Origin of the sequence: Sphaerisporangium sp. NBC_01403, from assembly GCF_045040145.1 — a bacterium.
GTDB classification, from domain to species: Bacteria; Actinomycetota; Actinomycetes; order Streptosporangiales; family Streptosporangiaceae; genus Sphaerisporangium; species Sphaerisporangium viridialbum.
The window spans coordinates 4,088,933-4,106,361 of sequence record NZ_CP109534.1; the positions used below are offsets into that span (position 1 = coordinate 4,088,933).

General features: G+C 69.3%; 15 protein-coding genes. 8 read left to right on the top strand and 7 right to left on the bottom strand.

Annotation, left to right across the window (positions count from 1 at the left end; translation table 11 throughout):
• Positions 1–167: 167 nt before the first annotated feature.
• Complete coding sequence (locus tag OG589_RS18505) at positions 168–1,388, top strand: hypothetical protein (protein ID WP_405150671.1); 1,221 nt, start codon at positions 168–170, stop codon at positions 1,386–1,388.
• Positions 1,389–1,418: 30 nt separating this feature from the next.
• Here the strand turns inward: OG589_RS18505 and OG589_RS18510 are convergent, their stop codons facing one another.
• The 3 genes from OG589_RS18510 to OG589_RS18520 form a co-directional block, all read right to left on the bottom strand.
• Positions 1,419–1,640, bottom strand: a complete 222-nt coding sequence (locus OG589_RS18510) for a DUF397 domain-containing protein (RefSeq protein WP_405150673.1) — start codon at positions 1,638–1,640, stop codon at positions 1,419–1,421.
• 66 nt (positions 1,641–1,706) lie between these two features.
• Positions 1,707–1,928 carry a DUF397 domain-containing protein gene (locus OG589_RS18515; protein ID WP_405150674.1) on the bottom strand — a complete coding sequence of 74 codons (222 nt, stop codon included), beginning with the start codon at positions 1,926–1,928 and terminating at the stop codon, positions 1,707–1,709.
• A 3-nt stretch (positions 1,929–1,931) separates the two neighbouring features.
• Positions 1,932–2,801, bottom strand: coding sequence for a helix-turn-helix domain-containing protein (locus OG589_RS18520; protein ID WP_405150676.1), 870 nt, complete (start codon positions 2,799–2,801; stop codon positions 1,932–1,934).
• Between the two features lie 551 nt (positions 2,802–3,352).
• On the opposite strand from OG589_RS18520, the gene OG589_RS18525 reads away from it, so the two are divergent.
• Both OG589_RS18525 and dnaE read left to right on the top strand, forming a co-directional pair.
• Positions 3,353–3,889, top strand: a complete 537-nt coding sequence (locus tag OG589_RS18525; protein WP_405150678.1) for an ATP-binding protein — start codon at positions 3,353–3,355, stop codon at positions 3,887–3,889.
• A gap of 204 nt (positions 3,890–4,093) precedes the next feature.
• Positions 4,094–7,678: a DNA polymerase III subunit alpha gene (dnaE, locus tag OG589_RS18530; protein ID WP_405150679.1), complete on the top strand. Its 3,585-nt coding sequence runs from the start codon at positions 4,094–4,096 to the stop codon at positions 7,676–7,678.
• Here the strand turns inward: dnaE and OG589_RS18535 are convergent.
• Positions 7,638–8,369: an endonuclease V gene (locus OG589_RS18535; RefSeq protein WP_405150681.1), complete on the bottom strand. Its 732-nt coding sequence runs from the start codon at positions 8,367–8,369 to the stop codon at positions 7,638–7,640. The two genes, dnaE and OG589_RS18535, sit on opposite strands and share 41 nt — an antisense overlap.
• 140 nt (positions 8,370–8,509) lie before the next feature.
• Here OG589_RS18535 and OG589_RS18540 point away from each other — a divergent pair, with 140 nt between their 5' ends.
• Entirely contained in the window at positions 8,510–9,376 is an 867-nt protein-coding gene (locus tag OG589_RS18540) for a sensor histidine kinase (RefSeq protein WP_405150682.1), read from the top strand.
• A 36-nt stretch (positions 9,377–9,412) separates the two neighbouring features.
• Here OG589_RS18540 and OG589_RS18545 read toward each other — a convergent pair whose 3' ends face one another.
• The 3 genes from OG589_RS18545 to OG589_RS18555 all read right to left on the bottom strand — a co-directional run bounded on the left by OG589_RS18545 (position 9,413) and on the right by OG589_RS18555 (position 13,354).
• Entirely contained in the window at positions 9,413–10,252 is an 840-nt protein-coding gene (locus OG589_RS18545) for an ABC transporter ATP-binding protein (RefSeq protein WP_405150683.1), read from the bottom strand.
• Between the two features lie 163 nt (positions 10,253–10,415).
• The gene (locus tag OG589_RS18550) at positions 10,416–11,999 is read right to left on the bottom strand and encodes a serine/threonine protein kinase (RefSeq protein ID WP_405150684.1); all 1,584 of its coding nucleotides are present in this window, start codon (positions 11,997–11,999) and stop codon (positions 10,416–10,418) included.
• Between the two features lie 257 nt (positions 12,000–12,256).
• Positions 12,257–13,354, bottom strand: coding sequence for an alpha/beta hydrolase (locus OG589_RS18555; RefSeq protein WP_405150685.1), 1,098 nt, complete (start codon positions 13,352–13,354; stop codon positions 12,257–12,259).
• Positions 13,355–13,786: 432 nt separating this feature from the next.
• Between OG589_RS18555 and OG589_RS18560 the strand changes: the two genes are divergently transcribed.
• The 4 genes from OG589_RS18560 to OG589_RS18575 all read left to right on the top strand — a co-directional run bounded on the left by OG589_RS18560 (position 13,787) and on the right by OG589_RS18575 (position 17,415).
• Entirely contained in the window at positions 13,787–14,896 is a 1,110-nt protein-coding gene (locus tag OG589_RS18560) for a WD40/YVTN/BNR-like repeat-containing protein (protein ID WP_405150686.1), read from the top strand.
• 249 nt (positions 14,897–15,145) lie between these two features.
• The gene (locus tag OG589_RS18565; protein ID WP_405152068.1) at positions 15,146–15,805 is read left to right on the top strand and encodes an ABC transporter permease; all 660 of its coding nucleotides are present in this window, start codon (positions 15,146–15,148) and stop codon (positions 15,803–15,805) included.
• 30 nt (positions 15,806–15,835) lie between these two features.
• A complete protein-coding gene (locus OG589_RS18570) occupies positions 15,836–16,633 on the top strand; it encodes an ABC transporter permease (protein ID WP_405150688.1) in 798 nt (265 codons plus the stop codon).
• A 5-nt stretch (positions 16,634–16,638) separates the two neighbouring features.
• Positions 16,639–17,415 (top strand): ATP-binding cassette domain-containing protein, encoded by a 777-nt coding sequence (locus OG589_RS18575; RefSeq protein WP_405150690.1) that lies wholly within the window; start codon positions 16,639–16,641, stop codon positions 17,413–17,415.
• The last annotated feature ends 14 nt before the right edge of the window (positions 17,416–17,429 follow it).

The following is a 17,429-nucleotide window of genomic DNA, read 5'->3' on the forward strand; positions in this document are numbered from 1 at the left end:
TAAAGATCCGCTTTGGGCAGCGGCCCCCTCCGGACGAACCCGCGCACCATGCTCGCTCACGATCCAGAGGCCGGCAGGGCACAGGAGCATCTGGTCGCCCTCGGGTCAGCCGTACCTCCACCGGCTCCTCGAAGGGCTTTCCGGCCGCGATCAGGGATAATCCCACCGTGATCGCCCCCAGTGTGACGATGCGGCTGTCCGGGCCGCATGACGAGGACGTGGAGCTGCGACGGCAGGGATCGCGGGTCAGCGAGCGTCGCGGGAGCCGGGTCGAGGTGCTGATCGACCAGGTGGATGAGGACGTCGCCGCCGTGCACTTCGAGCTGGCCGCGGACCGCTACGCCGCCGGCGGATACTCCCAACGCCCGCAGACGGCGTCGCCTTGCGTGCTGGGCACTCCGGCGGACGACGCCGGCTACGCGTTCGCGTTCGCGGCGATGATCGGCGGTGCGACGGGCGCGCTGATCCAGGCACAGGCGCTGCGCCTGTGGGAGGACGATCAGGCCGCGCGGGACGCGGAGCGGGAGGCGATCGAGCGGGCCGACTCCCAGGTGAACTTCTACGGTCTGCTGGACGACCAACTGCTCCTGGTCCCGGACGGACCGGCGGTCCACGCGTACATCGACGGCATCGACGTGGTCTCGATCATCGACGGCCTGGCCACCGCCAAGGGCATGACACCGGGCCTTCTGGGCTTCGACCCGAGGCGTGAGCCGTGGCGGGTCGATCTCATGGCCCGGCACCGGCTCCGGAGCCTGCTCGCGAGCGCGGACATGAGCCGGCTTCGATCCCTTCGAATCCGCTCCTGGGGCGGCACCGCCCACCTCGACCCGGTCCTGCGCTTCTTCTCCGCCACCGACCGCCTCACCCACCTGTGTCTGTGGACCCAGCGAGAAGACCTTGTCGAAGCGCCGGTGGCCGAGCGATACCCCGGCCTGCGGGCACTGGAGTGTCACGCCGGGCAGGTCGCGCAGCTACTGCGGGACGGAGCGCCCCGGTTGCACACGCTCGTGGCGTACGGCGGCGACGGTGACGCCGGGGCTCTGGCCGACATGCTGAGCGGCCTTTCCCTGCCCGCACTCCGCCATCTCGCCCTGTGGGAGACCCATGTGGACATCGCGACGCTGAGCCGCTCTCCGGTCGTCGCCCGGCTGGCCACCCTCGACCTGTGGAAGGTCAACCACGCAGCCCGGTTCGACTTTCCCGTCCTCCTGGGGCATCGGCGGCACCTGGCGCATCTGGAGCGGATCGTCGTCCCTGGACATGGCATTCCCCCCGGCACCGTCAGCCGGTTCGGCGACTGGCCACAGGTGACCTTCGCCGGCCACAACCGCCACGAACTCCTCGCCCTCGACCTCGACACCCGCGGCTACCCGCTCCACATGTAGTGAGCAGGCACAGGTCCCACGCCGGCCTTCCTACTGGAAGTCGAACTCGTCTGCCCGTACTCCGGCCAGGAACGCGTCCCACTCGCCCCGGGTGTAAATGATCGTCGGCCCATCAGGGTGACGACTATGCCGCACCGCGATCCGCCCACTCCCATCCAGCAACGGCCCAGCCTCAACACAGTTCGACCCCGCGTCCGGGCTGAAACTGCTGATGTGCCACGCCGCAAGCGGATCCCGATCGGGTGTTGACATCGCTCACGCCTCCTCAGCGTCGAGAAGCCCGTTCAAAGCGGCACTCGCAGGCCCGGTGGCGCCTTCCTACTGGAAGTCGAACTCGTCGGCGCGAACGCCGGCCAGGAACGCGTCCCACTCGGCCCGGGTGTAGATGATCGTCGGCCCCTCAGGGTGACGACTGTGCCGCACCGCGATCCGTCCACTCCCATCAAGCAGCGGACCCGCCTCAACACAGTTGGCACCGCCATTGGGACTGAAGCTACTGATGTGCCATGCCGCAAGCGGATCCCGATCGGGAGTTAACATCGCTCACGCCTCCTGGGGGTCGAGAAGCCTATCCGCAGCCGCTTGGATCAGCTTGATCGACTCAACCGAATCAAGGGCAAGCTGACGAATGCGGTCAAATTTCAATTTAAGCCGCTGGACTTCGTCTGCTTCAACATAGATTCCACCCGCCGGGCTGTCCATGAAGGCGACTTCCGGATACGGATCCGGCATCTCGAAGATCATGAAGGCGCCTTCGGGCGTGACGTGAGCGCCGGACGCGTACGGCGAGACATGGATGCGGATATTGGGGAGCTCGGCGAGTCGCACCAGGTGTTCTAGCTGCTCCCTCAGAACCTCCGGTCCTCCAGTAGCTCGGTACAAGAGACTCTCGTCAAGAACGGTCTCGATGATCAGTGGTTCCGGACCTTCGAGGATCTTCTGGCGCTCGATGCGAAATCTCACTCCAGAGGCCACCTGTTCTGCGGTGAGATCCGTGTCGGCCCTCTTGATCACCGCCTCGATGTAACCACCCGTCTGGAGCAAGCCCGGGATGACGAGCACATCGAAAGAGCGAATTCGACAGGCACGCGACTCGACCCAAGCGTAGTCGACGATCTTCTTGGACAAGTTCTCGGAGTAGCTGTCCCACCAGCCGGTCTGCCAGACCTCAGCGGCAAGCCGCAGCAACCCATCCCGACGTTGAGCGTCTGAAACTCCATAAAGATCTAGCAAGGCTCCGACATCAGGAGTTCGCGCCGGATACAGCCCGGTCTCCAGACGACTGATGGTGCCGCCGTCGCGCTGGATGAAGTTACCGGCGTCCGTAAGCGTGAGATCCGTAGCCTCGCGGAGTTCTCGAAGCTGGCGCCCCAACCACTGAGCCCGCAAGGTCATGCCTCGTTTGCCACCCATAGTGATCACCCCTTTCCCTCAGGAACAACTGGAGATTACTGCACGGAGTGATGCCGTCACGCTTGGTTGAAGAAGTTCCCCTGAAGGCTGTGCAGTCTTGCGGATCTCATGTCATCCTACGTGAGGGCTTGAATACTCATCGTGTTGTACATTGCGAAAGCCCGTGCGATTGGCCCTGACCACAAAGGCGATGCACAGGGAGGTCGGTCACATGCCGCCACAGGCCGATCCCGCGAACCGGAAGGCTTCGAGCGGCCCGGCGGGGGCCGTTCGTGCTCTCAGCCAGCGGTTCTCCGGGTGGACCATTTGGTACGGCGCGGCTACCGGGCGATGGTGGGGGCTTGCGCCGCAGTGGGGTCATGGCCTGGTCGGCCTACTCGAAGCGGGCACACCTGAGGAACTCGTTCTGCTGATGAACCAGATCGAACTGTCCCTTCCCCACGCCTCCGGCTCGTCCGCCGGACTTCCGACGACAGGGGCACCGCCCTGAACGCGATCGGCATCTCGAACTACTAGAACGCTCCAACCCACATGGAAAGGAAAGTGGATAGATGATCGCGATGCGTCCTGGCGCTCTGGCTTCGGCACTGGGCGGCGTCACCGCGTTCCTCCGCCGGAGCCCGGCTCCGAAGGACACGTCGGCTCAGGCGGATGCCACACAGGCACGGACGCTCCCCGGTCCGGTCTCGCTCGCGAGCCTTCCGATGCTCTCCCATCGGTTCGCTCCCTCGGCCTCACAGGTGAAGCCGGCCCGCGCGTTCGTCGCCGGTCTCCTCGGTGACGAACACCCCTGCCTGGACGACGCGATGCTCCTCACCAGCGAACTCGCGGCCAACGTCGTACGGCATGCCGTCGAGCGCGAGTTCCTCGTCTCGGTGGCCTTCCCGGGCACCGCGGTGATGGTCACGGTCGAGGACGGCGGATCGTCCAAGATCCCCCACCTCAGGAGGCCCGCCGACGACGAGACCGACGGCCGTGGCCTCGGGCTCGTCGACACCCTCGCGTCCCGCTGGGGCTTCGAACGCCGCCCGACCGGCACCCTCGTCTGGTTCGAACTCGCCCGGCCCACCCCCGACCGGCCGCACTGACCCGGCTGCTCTCTGGCACGTCGCGCGGGCGCGGAAGGAAGGAGACCAGGCATGGGGCGACCTGCCTCGCGGCCCCCTTCTCGGCCAGGCGGGTCCTGGTCCTTTACACGATGGCGCCGTTTCCCCGCGGCCACAGCGGCCGCAGCGGTCGCTCGATAGAGTTGGCACGGATCTGGCTCCACCGCGAAAGGCTCAAGATCACCCGTGGCTGATTCATTCGTTCACCTGCATGTTCACACTGAGTACTCGATGCTCGACGGGGCGGCCAAGATCAATAAGCTGGCCGCGCGAGCGGCCGAGCTCGGCATGCCGGCGATCGCGATGAGTGATCACGGCAACATGTTCGGCGCCTACGAGTTCCAGGCGAAGATGAAGGCCGCCGGGGTGAAACCGATCATCGGGATCGAGGGCTACGTCAGCCCCGAATCCCGCCATTACAAGAAGCCGGTCTTCTGGGGAGAGCCTCACCAGCGCAAGTCCGACGAGCGCACCGGCCTGGGCGGAGACGTCTCGGCCACCGGCACCTACCTGCACAAGACGATGTGGGCCGTCAACGCCCAGGGCCTGCGCAACCTGTTCCGCATCTCTTCCCTGGCCTCGCTCGAGGGCCACATGAAGAAGTACCCGCGCATGGACGACGAGCTCTTCGAGCAGTACCACGAAGGGATCATCGCCACCACCGGCTGCCCGTCGGGCGCCGTCCAGACCCGCCTCCGGCTCGGGCAGTACGACAAGGCGCTGGAGCACGCCGCCAAGTACCAGGAGATCTTCGGGCGCGACAACTACTTCCTGGAGATCATGGATCACGGTGGGATCCCGATCGAGACGGGGGTCCGCAAGGAGCTGCTGCGGATCGGCGAGACCCTCGGCATCCCGCCGCTGGTCACCAACGACTCCCACTACGTCACCGAAGACCAGTCCACCGCGCACGACGCGCTGCTCTGCGTCGGCACCAACTCCCAGATCAGCGACCCGACCAGGTTCCGGTTCTCCGGCAATGGCTACTACGTGCGCTCCGCCGAGGAGATGTGGGCGCTCGACCCCAGCTCCGAGATCTGGGCCCAGGGCTGCAAGAACACCCTTCTGATCGCCGAGCGCGTCGAGCCCTACGACGAGGTGTTCGCCCATCGGGACCTCGCCGCCAAGTTCCCGGTCCCCGAAGGGGAGACCGAGATGAGCTGGCTGCGCAAGGAGGCCCACCGCGGCGCGGTCCGCCGGTACGGCGACCCCGTGCCGGCCGATGTCCAAGAGCGCATCGAGTACGAGCTCGGCGTCATCGAGAACATGGGGTTCCCCGGCTACTTCCTCGTCGTCGCCGACATCTGCCAGTACGCCCGCGACAACGGCATCTGGATCGGCCCGGGCCGAGGATCCGCCACCGGCTCCATGGTGGCCTACGTCACCGGCATCACCGAGCTCGACCCCATCGAGCACTCCCTGCTGTTCGAGCGGTTCCTGAACCCCGAACGCATCTCCATGCCCGACGTCGACCTGGACTTCGACGAGCGCAGGCGCGGCGACATGATCCGGTACGTCACCGAGCGCTACGGCGAGGACAACGTCTCGCTGATCATCACCTACATGACGATCAAGTCGAAGGCGGCCGTCAAGGACGCGGCCCGCGTCCTCGGCTACCCCTTTCCGGTCGGGGAGAAGATCACCAAGGCGTTCCCGCCGGCCGTCATGGGCAAGGAGATCCCGCTCACCGGCATCTTCGACGAGAAGCACCCCCGGTACGCCGAGGCGACCGAGCTGCGCAAGCTGTACGAAGAGGACCAGGACGTCAAGCAGGTCATCGACACCGCGCTCGGCCTGGAGGGACTGACCCGGGGCACCGGCGTCCACGCCGCGGGCGTCATCCTGTCCTCCCAGCCCCTGCTCGACGTCATGCCGATCTTCATGCGGCCGGACGACGGCGCGCGCATCACCGGCTTCGACGGGCCCAGCAGCGAGAACATGGGCGCGCTGAAGATGGACTTCCTCGGCCTGCGCAACCTCACCGTCATCGGTGACGCCGTCCAGAACGTCAAGGACAACCGCGGTGTCGACCTCGACATGCTCACGCTGGCCCTGGACGACAAGAAGACCTACGAACTGCTGGCGCGCGGCGACACGCTCGGCGTGTTCCAGCTCGACAGCTCGATGATGCGCGACCTCACCAAGCTGATCGCCCCGGCCCGGTTCGAAGACATCTCGTCGGTCCTGGCGCTGGGCCGCCCCGGTCCGATGGGGGCCAACGCCCACGTCAACTACGCGCTTCGCAAGGCCGGGCAGCAGGACATCACGCCGATCCACCCCGCGCTCAAGGAGGCCCTGGAGCCGATCCTCGGCACGACCTACCACCTGGTGGTCTACCAGGAGCAGGTCATGGCCATCGCCCAGCAACTGGCCGGGTACACCCTGGGCGGCGCCGACATCCTCCGCCGCGCGATGGGCAAGAAGAAGAAGGAGGAGATGGACAAGCAGTGGGCCACCTTCTCCTCCGGCATGGTCGGCAAGGGGTACACCGAGGAGGCCGCCAAGGCCGTCTGGGACGTCCTGGAGCCGTTCAGCTCCTACGGGTTCAACAAGTCCCACACCGCCGGCTACGGGCTCGTGTCCTACTGGACCGCCTACCTCAAGGCCAACTACCCGGCCGAGTACATGGCCGCCCTGCTCACCTCGGTCGGCACGAACAAGGACCGCATGGCGCTCTACCTCGCGGAGTGCCGGCGCATGAAGGTGAAGGTCCTGCCGCCCGACGTCAACGAGTCCGGGCTGCGGTTCAGCGCCGTCGGCGAGGACGTCCGGTTCGGGCTCGGCGCGGTGCAGAACGTCGGGGAGAACGCCATCAACGGCATCATCACCTCCCGCACGAAGAAGGGCGCCTTCAGCGACTTCAACGACTTCCTGACCAAGGTCCCGCAGGTCGTGTGCAACAAGAGGACCATCGAGTCGCTGATCAAGGCCGGCGCGTTCGACGGTCTCGGCCACACCCGCCGTGGCCTGGTCCAGATCCACGACCAGGCCGTCGACTCGGTCATCGACGTCAAGCGCAAGGAGGCCCTTGGCCAGGACTCCCTGTTCGGCGCGTTCGACGACGACGACGGCTCGAGCAGCGTCTTCCGCGTCGTGGTCCCCGACGGCGAGTGGGACAAGAAGACCAAACTGTCCTTCGAGCGCGAGATGCTCGGCCTGTATGTCTCCGATCATCCGCTGAACGGCGCCGAGCGCGTGCTGGAGCGCAACCGCGACCTGACCATCGCCCAGGTCCTGGAGGGCCAGGCGGGGTTCGGCAACGTCCGCATCGCCGGAATCATCTCCGGCGTCGACAAGAAGGTCACCAAGAAGGGTGACGTATGGGCCATCCTCAAGATCGAGGACCACGACGCGTCCATCGAGGTGCCCTGCTTCCCCCAGACCTACCAGTTGTACGGGAGCAACCTCGCGCCCGACCTGGTCGTCTCCGTCACGGGTCGTATTCGTTCACGTGGCGACGGTGAGGAGGCCACCGTCTCGTTCAACGCCACCGACATCGCGTTCCTCGACATCTCCGGTATTCAGGCAGACGGCCGCGAACCCGTGGTCATCGCTCTTCGCGAGGAACGCGTGACCAAAGATCTCGTCAGTGAACTCAAACGAATCTTGATGGTGCATTCTGGGGAAACCCCCGTCCATCTCCGTATGGAGCGCCTCAACCGGAGGATCAGCGTCGTTGAGCTGCCCGACTACAGGGTGAACGTCAACGGAGGAGCCTTCGCGGGGGACATCAAGGTTCTCCTCGGTCCGAACGCACTGGTCGCACCTTGACGGACGATCCGATGGGGCCGGTGACCGAGCGTAGGGCCATGCGGGAGAGGTGGTCGGCGGCGCGGGTGGTCTCGGGGAGGCGGTAGCGCGGCGCGAGGTCGAGGGTGACCGCGCAGGCCGTGTCGAGGTCCACCCGGTGCCCCGGGGAGACGAAGACCGGCCGCAGCCCATCCTGAGTGCGCACCACCCGGCCGACCACCTCGCCGTCCAGGCGCAGATCGGCCCAGCATCCACGCTCGGCCCCCGGCTCGTCGTACGTGCCGACGAAGGCGGTCTTCCCCACCCCGATCGCCGGCAGCCCGGTGAGCACGCCGAGATGGCAGGCCAGGCCGAACCTGCGAGGGTGCGCCACGCCGAACCCGTCGCAGACGATCAGGTCGGGGGTCGTGGCCAGCCGTTCCAGCGCCTCGATCAGCGTGGGCAGCTCGCGGAACGCCAGCAGCCCCGGCACGTAGTCGAAGGCGACCCGCCCCGGCACGGCCACCTGCTCGATCACCTCGTGGCTCGCACCGTCGAGCACGACCACCGCCGCCGCGAGCCGGTCGCCCGCGTACGCGACGTCCACGCCCGCCACCGTGGCCGGATGGCGTGGCCCGGGACCGGCGAGGTCGAGCCGCGCCCGCAGCGCGTCCTGGATCGCCACGGCCTCCTCGGCCCCGGCCGGCCACCCGTGCGGCATGGAGATCAGCATGCCTCCATGGTCGCGCATCCGCAACGACAAGGCAGCGGCCCCGTCCAGCCGAGCCCATGAACTCGGCGCATCGCAAAGGATGGGCAGAGCCTTCAGCCGCCGCGATTGCCGCCCTTGCCTGGTGGGTATCGGCTCTCAACATGTACAGCCTGCACGTGAAGTCAGGCGTACGGCCGCGAGTACGCAGGGTCGCCGAGGCCACGCTGCTCCAGGTGGAGAAGATCTGCGACCGCCTCAACGAGATCAACAACGGCGACGTGGAGGGGTGTATCGAGCCTGGCTCGGGCCCTGCGAACATCGACCGGCTTGTCCACCGCATCAACCGCGCCCTCGACCGGGGCCGGAAGGCCTGCCGTTTCGCGTCCGACGTCTCACACGAGTTGCGAAGCCCGCTCGCCGGCCTCCGCGCGCGGATCGAGGAGGTGCGGCTTCACGGTGACCCGCAGATCGACCTGGAAGAGCTGCTCCACCGCGAGTTGCGCGACATCGACCGCCTCGAAGCGATCATCGACGACCTCCTGACGCTGTCCCGCCTGCAACAGGACGGACCGTCGAGACATCGCCCCTTCGACTTGGCGGCACTGGTGAAGGACGACGTCGCCCGGCGGGACGACCGCGTCCCGGTCCAGGTCCGGCTCGAACCCGGCGTCTTCGTCGGCGGAGTGGCCACCCAGATCTCCCGGATCCTCACGAATCTGCTGGACAACGGGCAGCGGCACGTCAAGACCTGGATCGTGGTCACCGTCCGGCGCGACGGCGACATGGCCGAGATGGCCGTCGAAGACGACGGCGACGGCGTCCCGCCCGGTGACCGGGAGCGCATCTTCAAGCGCTTCGCCCGGTCGGAGAAGTCTCTCCGCGTCGACCCGCAGGGCGCCGGTCTCGGCCTGGCGATCACTCGCGAGATCGCCCGAGCACACGGCGGCACCATCCATGTCGAGGACTCCCCCACCGGCGGCGGCGCCCGTTTCGTACTCCGCATCCCGGCCATCGACCCGCCGGAATGAGCTCGGGGTGCGTAGCTCCAGGCCGAAAGGTGAGTCTCAGCCCGCCGTCCGCGCCGCGCGGACGTACCAGCGGCCGTCCGCGCGGGCGAGGGCGAGACGGCGGCCGAAGCACTCTGAGAGGTTCTCCCCGGTGAGCACCTCGTCCACCGGGCCGGCCGCGAGGACGCGCGCGTCGCGGACGAGCAGCGCGTGGGTGGTGGTCGAGGGCACCTCCTCCAGGTGGTGGGTGACCAGCACCGTCGTCAGCGCCGGGCGGCTCACGGCCAGGTCCTCGATCGCGGTGATCAGGTCCTCCCTGCCGGGGAGGTCGAGACCCGCGAACGGCTCGTCGAGCAGCAGGATCGCCGGGTCGGCCATGAGCGCCCGCGCGATGCGGACCCGGCCGCGCTCTCCCTGGGAGCACACCCTGAACGGACGGTCGGCGAGGTCCTTGCAGCCGAGGTCGGCCAGCAGCGCGTCGGCCCGGTCGCGTTCCCTCGGCCCGTAGCGGTCCCACAGCGGGGCGCTGCTCCCTGTGTAACCGGTCAGCACGACCGTCTGGGTGGTGAGGCCCTCCTCCTCCATCAGCTCCTCGTCGACGAGCCGCTGGCTCGCGGCGACCAGGCCGATGTGGCGGCGCAGCTCGCGAAGGTCGACCCGGCCCAGCCGATGGCCCAGCACCGTGGCCGTGCCCGAGCTCGGGTGGCGTACGGCCGCCGCGACCGACAGCAGCGTGGTCTTCCCCGCCCCGTTCGGCCCGAGGACGACCCAGTGCTCGCCGTACTCCACCCGCCAGTCGATGCCGGCCAGCAGCGTGCGGCCGACGACCTTCACGGTCACGCCGGCCACCTCCAGTGCGGCTCCGGCGGTGCGGTCATGGCTGATCTCCGGACTCATCGGCCCCCCTTTCCCGCGCCAGCATAGGAGAAACGCCCGGGGAGACGACGACTCCCTGAGCTTTCCGGGCCTCATGTCCGGCGCCCAGTCGCTGCTCAGCTACACGATCAAGGGCGAGATGACGGTGATCGACCTCTCGGCCATCGAGTAGGGCCCACGCCGGTCAGGCGGACGGGGTGTCGCTGAGCGTCGGGGTCGGCGGGGGTGGCGTCGGGGCGGGCGACTCGCCGTCGCCCCACTCGGGGACCTGGCTGATGCTGACCGTCGGCTTCGGGGGGCTCTTGGTGGGCGAGGGCTCCTGCGTCGGGCTCTTGGTCGGCTTGCAGGGCTTCTCCTTGCCCCGCTTGTTCGTGCACGTCTCGGGGTCGCCGGGGGGCGGCGGCGGCTGCTGAGTGGTGCGCACGGGCGTGGGCGAGGGCATGCGGGTCTGCCACGGGGCGTCCGGCACGGGCGTGCCGCCGCTGGGCTCGCCCTGCCGTGACATCGCCAGGGTGGGCGTGGGAGTGAACCCCGGCAGCCGCCCCGGGCCGGTGCTGGGGGGCACGCTGGCCACGGCCCCGGGCCCCGAGGTCTCGAGCACCTCGACCGGAACGCGGGAGCCCTCGATCGGCACCACCACCGGGATGCGGCCGGGGCTGTTCACCGCCGGGTCGACGTCGGTGCCCCCGGTGCCCGCCGCAACCACGGTCACCGCGGCGATCGACACCGTGGCCAGGGCCGCGAACCCCGCGTGGGAGGCGTGACCGCGCCGCGCCGCCGAGCGGCGTGCCGACCGCGCGCCCGTCGTGGCCGAGCCGTCCGGGGCCGCGCTGTCTCCGGTGGGCCCGGCGAGCTTCAGGTGCCCCGCGCCCGCGGGGTACGGGACGGGGACCCAGATCTCCTCCAGCACGGCCGAGACGGCCTCCCGCTGGTCCCAGGAGCGGTCCACTCCCCCGGCGTCCAGCAGCCAGCCCAGCAACGCGGCGGCGTCGGGGCGCTCGCCCGGCTCCTTGGCCAGCGCGGCCGAGACGGGGTCCCACAGGAGCTTGGGCACCGAGGCGAGGCGCGGCTGCTCGACCAGGATGCGGCGGGTCAGCACGTCGGCCTCTCCGGTGCCGAACGGGTGGTGACCGGTCGCGGCGTAGGCGACCAGGCATCCCCACGCGAAGACGTCGGAGGCGGGGATGGCGGGCCCGCCGGTGAGGCGCTCGGGCGCGACCCAGCCGGGGCTGCCCATGATCTGGCCGGCCTGGGTGTGCGCGACGGCGGCGTCGAGGTCCCTGGCGATGCCGAAGTCGATGATGCGGGGGCCCTTGGGGGACAGCAGCACGTTGCCGGGCTTCAGGTCGCGGTGGACGAAGCCCGCCTCGTGGATCGCGACCAGCGCCGCCGCCGACCCGAGCGCCACGCCGTACGCGAGGTCGGGGGTGAGCGGGCCCCGCGAGGTGACGACCTGGGAGAGGGACGGGCCGGGGATGTGCTCGGTGACGAGGTAGGGCCGGTCGCGGTCGGTGCCGTCCTCGAGGACGGGGGCGGTGCAGAACGGCACCACGCGCCGGGAGAAGGCGACCTCCTCGGTGAACCGCGCGCGGAGCGTCGGGTCGCTGAGATGGACGGCGTGTGGCGTCTTGAGCGCGACCAGACCGCCCTCAGGGCGCTCGGCGAGATAGACCACGCCCATCCCGCCGGTGCCGAGACGGCCGAGCAGAAGGTAGCGCCCGATGATCACCGGGTCGCCCACCGTCAGCGGCCGAACGCCTGGAGGCATCCCGCTGGGGACGCCTGCTCCGCCACGTGCCATCCGGAGGTGACCTCTCTTCGAGAAGTGCAGCACAGGCAACTGTGTCGCTCCCGAAGGTCATTCGGCGGTAACTAGTTCGAAGCGGCATGAGAGGTAAGGCGAATCATCCCTCAAGGTAAGGAACCGCAGGGTCTTATGTGACTGGATGGGCGCTTGTGACCGGCGTGCCGGACCCGCGCCCGTACCCTCAGGCGGCGACCGAGTCGGATCCGCGCGCCGGCAGTTCAGGCGGCGGCCGAGTCCGATCCCGGGCCGGCCGGGGACGCCTGCCGCCCTGCCGAGTCCGATCCCGGGCCGGCCAGGGACGCCTGCCGCCCGGGCGAGTCCGCCGCCGGGACCGGCGAGGACTCCTGTGACGGGGACGCCGCGGAGGAGCCGGCGACGGCGTCCAGGAAGCGCTGGATGTGGCGGAAGACCAGACGGGCCTCGGGCATGACGTCCGCCAGGATGGCGAACACGTGCGGCATGCGGTGCCACTCCTCGTAGGTCACCTTCACCCCCGCGCCGCGTGCCCGCAGGGCGACGCGGCGGCCCTCGTCGCGCAGCACCTCGGTGGACCCGGTGACGACCATGAGCGGCGGCAGGCCCGTGTAGTCGCCGAACACCGGCGAGACCAGCGGGTCGCGGCAGTCGAGCCCGGCGGTCCACCGGCGCGCGAGCCAGTCGACCCGGCTCGCCGGCAGCATCGGGTCGACCCACCGGTTGACCGTGCGGCGGCTGTCGGACAGGTCGGCCCACGGCGACAGGCAGATCGCGGCCGAGGGCAGCGGCAGGCCGCGGTCACGCAGGGCCAGCAGCGTCGCCAGCGTCAGGTGCCCGCCCGCCGAGTCGCCGGCGAGCAGGATGTCGGAGGGCTGGTACCCCTGGTCGAGCAGGCCCTGGTAGGCGTCGAGGGCGTCGGCCAGCGACTCGCTCAGCGAGTGGACCGGGCCCTGGCGGTAGTCGAGCGCGAGCACGGGGCGCCTCGCGGCGGCCGACAGGCGCCAGGTGATCGGCCGGTGCGTCGCGGGGGAGCAGAAGAAGTACGCTCCGCCGTGGAAATAGAGCACCACCTTGCTCTCGTCCAGGTCGTCGCCCGCGCGCACCCACTCGGAGCCGTAGGGGTCGGCGTCCTCCTTGACGATGGACACGTGTGCGGGAGCGGGAAGCGGGAGCCGCTCTCCGAGGGCCATCAGCCGGGAGACGAGCCCCATGCCGATCTCGTGTCTGAGCAGCAGGGCCGAGATGGGCTTCGTGGTGCCGCGCAGCAGGCCGTTGAGCGCGCTCGCCCGCCAGCTGATCGGGTACACCGGGTGAATGTCCACATCGATGTCCTGCTGCATGCGCCCCTCCATGAGCAGCCTTACCGAATCTTGTTCTATCTACCTGACCGTATACCCCGGTTTACATGGTCGTTACATACTTTGTCGAGGGGTAGCCGGAACATTTGACCTGGTAGGGGTGCATAAGGGCCCGCCTTGATCAGCTGACGTTGCGGCGGATCTCGCCGAGAAATCTCACCAATTGCTCGCGCTCATCGGCGTCGAGGGTGCACAGGGCGCGCTCGCCGAGGCTGAGCATCTCCTCGGCGATCACGCTCTCCAACTCGTCGTCTCACCAGCCCGGGCGGACGGCGCGCGGGGCCCTCCGGCCTGTCGGATACGTGCAATGGCACGAACCCGACAGGCCTGATCCTGTTCTCGGCGATCAACTCTCCGATAGGACATAAGGGGCATATACGACGCCCATCAGCACAGCCTGCCAAGGAGGCAGCCTTGAAGAAGGCGTTCACCATCGGGCTCGCGACCGCGCTCGCGGTCCTGTCAGCCGCCGCGCCCGCCGTCGCCGACGGCGAGATAGGCGGCGCCGGCGCCTGGGGCCCGCCGAGGTGCGGGACGGTCACCGGCGACGGGTCGGTGACGTTCACGCGGAACGAGGGCAAGACCATCGCGCCGACCAGCCAGGCGCTGCGCCCGGTCGTCTACACCTCAGGGCTCGTGGCCCTGGAACGACGCGACGCGCTACTCGCCATGTCGAACAACGTACTGCTGAGCTCGGCCGACGCCGGCTGCACCTGGACGCAGGTGAGCAAGGTGGAAGGCTGGTACATCTCGCTGACCGCGGCCCGCGGCGACAAGGCCTACGCCTGGGACCGCGAGGGCAACCTCTCGCTCGCCACACCGGCCGGCGTCACCTCGCTCACGTCGCCGGCCGCCGAGGTGAGCGGGCTCGGCACCGACCGGCGCGACGGCGACCATGTGCGGGTGTCCGACGGCGACGGGCGGCTGTACGACTCGCGCGACGGCGGGCGCAGCTGGAAGCCCGTCGGGGTGCCCACCGGGCCGCTGGCCGCCTTCTACACCGCGGCGTTCGATCCGTCCGACCTGGATCACGTGGTGGCGGGCGGCATGGGGACCGGCGCCCACGTCACCTTCGACGGCGGGCACACGTGGATCGCGTCCACGGGGCTGAGCGGGAAGGGCGGCAAGATCAGCGCGTTCAGCGTCGCGATCTCCCCGGCCGCGCCGAACGTCGTGTACGCGATGGGCCTGAACAGCGAGGAGCTGGACGCGGGCGCGCCGTCCGGCGGCCGGCACATCTACCGCTCGGTCGACGGCGGCCGGCACTTCACCCCCGTCGTGGACCAGAGCGACGAGGTCACGCTGGTCAACGGGCCCGTGCTGGCCCCCCACCCGGACGACCCCGGCGTCCTCTACTTCGTGTTCGGGACCTCGTTCCAGGGGTACGGCACCGACATCCACCGGTACGACGCGGGCCGCAGGCGGGTCACCACGGCCCACAACTCCTACGACAGGGTCACCTCCATCGCGTTCCACCCCAAAATGTCCCAGTTGATGTACCTGGGAGTGGCCGAGGAGAGGTAGTCCCCAGGGCGGCGTGAACGGCGGCGGCGTCCCCGGCGCGAGGGCACCCGGTAAAACGGGAGGTGACCGGCGGGCGCCCCTGGTTACAATGCCAGTCACCGCCCACCCTGGAGGTGCCCGACCTTCGCGCTCTATCTGACGATCTTCAGGTACGGCTTCCGCCGTCACGCCACCTACCGGGCCGCCGCCCTCGCCGGGGCGTTCACCAACACGATCTTCGGCATCCTCCGCGCGTACGTCCTGATCGCGCTGTGGGAGGCCCGGCCCGGCCTCGCCGGATACGACGTCACCGACGCGGTCACCTTCTGCTTCCTCACCCAGGCGTTCATCGGGCCCATGGAGGTGTTCGGAGGCGGTCTGCAGCTGGCCCAGCGGGTGCGCACCGGCGACATCGCCCTCGACCTGGTGCGCCCGGCCTCGCTCCAGCTGTGGACCCTGGCCGACGATCTCGGCAGGGCCGCGTTCCTGTTCTTCGTCAGGAGCATCCCGCCCGCGGTGGTCGGCGCCCTCGTGTTCGGCATCCACGTTCCCGCGAGCCCGGTCACCTGGGCGGCGTTCCTCGTCTCGATGGTCCTCGGCGTCACGGTCAGCTTCGGCCTGCGCTACCTGGTGGCGCTGTCGAGCTGCTGGGTCGTCGACGACCGGGGCCTGCAGTCGCTGTCGCTGGTCATGACGACCTTCTTCAGCGGCATGGTCCTGCCCCTGATCCTGTTCCCCGGCTGGCTCGGCACGCTGGCGCAGGCGCTGCCCTGGGCGGCCATGGTGCAGGTCCCCGCCGACGTCTACCTGGGCAAGCGCGACATTCTCGGCGCGCTCGCCTTCCAGGCCATGTGGGCGGCCGTGGTGCTCGGCGCCGGCGCGCTCGCCACCCGGTCCGCCCGCCACAAGGTGGTGATCCAGGGTGGCTGACGTCTCCCCGGCCCCCGAGGGGGTGCCCCGATGATCGAGATGGCGAGAGGCTACGTGTTCCTCGCGGCCACCTGGATCCGCGCCGCCGCGCAGTACCCGGCGTCGATGGCGCTGCTCACGGTCGGCTCGTTCCTCGTCACCGGCCTCGACATCGCGGCGATCGCGGTGATCTTCACCCACACCGGCTCCCTCGGCGGCTTCACCCTGCCCGAGGTGATGTTCCTGTACGGCACGTCCGGCATCTCGTTCGCGCTCGCCGACCTGCTCTTCGGGAACGTCGACAAGCTCGGCCAGCACGTCAGGGCCGGCACCTTCGACGCGATGCTGGTCCGGCCGGTGAGCCCGTTCGTGCAGATAGCGGTCGAGCGGTTCACCTTCCAGCGCCTCGGCCGCACGGCCCAGGCGGCGACGGTGCTCGCCATCGCCCTCACCCGGCTGCACGTGCCGTGGCAGCGCGCGTGGATGATCCCGCTCATGGTGCTCTGCGGCATCGTCCTGTTCACCGCGGTGTGGACCCTCAGCGGGGCGCTGCAGTTCCTGCTGACCGACGCGGCGGAGGTGGGCCACGCGTTCACGTACGGCGGCGGCCAGCTCACGCAGTACCCGCTGAGCGTCTACGGGAGCGACCTCGTGCGCGCGGTGACGTTCATCGTGCCACTGGCCTTCGTCAACTGGCAGCCGGGCCTGTTCGTCCTCGGCCACCCCGACCCGATCGGCCTGCCGTACGCGCTGCGCTTCCTCGGCCCGGTCGCCGCGCTCGTCCTGTCCTGCGTGGCCGCGCTCGCGTGGCGCGCCGGGCTCCGCCGCTACCGTTCGACGGGGAGTTGACGCACATGATCGAGCTCGACGGGGTCGGCCGTTCGTTCACGGTACGCGGCAGGTCAGGGCGCCTGCGCCGGAGCACGCGGGTCGTGCACGCCGTGCGCGACCTGTCGTTCGAGGTGGCCGCCGGGGAGTTCGTCGGCTACCTCGGGCCGAACGGCGCGGGCAAGTCCACGACGATCAAGATGCTGACCGGCATCCTCACGCCCACCACCGGGCGCATCCGGGTCGCGGGGCTCGACCCGTCCCGGCGCCGCACGACGCTCGCGCGGCGCATCGGCGTGGTCTTCGGCCAGCGGACGATGCTGTGGTGGGACCTGCCGCTCAAGGACAGCTTCACCCTGATCCGGCACCTTTACAAAGTAGATCGGGTGGAGCACCGCAAGCGGCTCGCCGAGCTGGCCGAGGTGCTCGACCTCGGCGGCTTCCTGGACAAGCCCGTACGGCAGCTCAGCCTCGGGCAGCGCATGCGGGGCGACATCGCGGCGGCGCTGCTGCACGACCCCCCGGTGCTGGTGCTCGACGAGCCCACCATCGGGCTCGACGTGGTGAGCAAGGCGGCGGTGCGCGACTTCCTTCGCGGGCTCAACGCCGAGCGGGGCACCACCGTGCTGCTCACGACGCATGACCTCGGGGACATCGAACGGCTCTGCCGCCGCGTCATGCTGATCGACCACGGCAGCCTGGCCTTCGACGGCACCGTCGCCGAGCTCAGGGCCACCGCCCCGGAGGGCGCGTCGATCGAGGAGGTCGTCACCCGCCTCTACACGCGGGCGGTCCGGTCGTAGCCGGGACGTCCCGC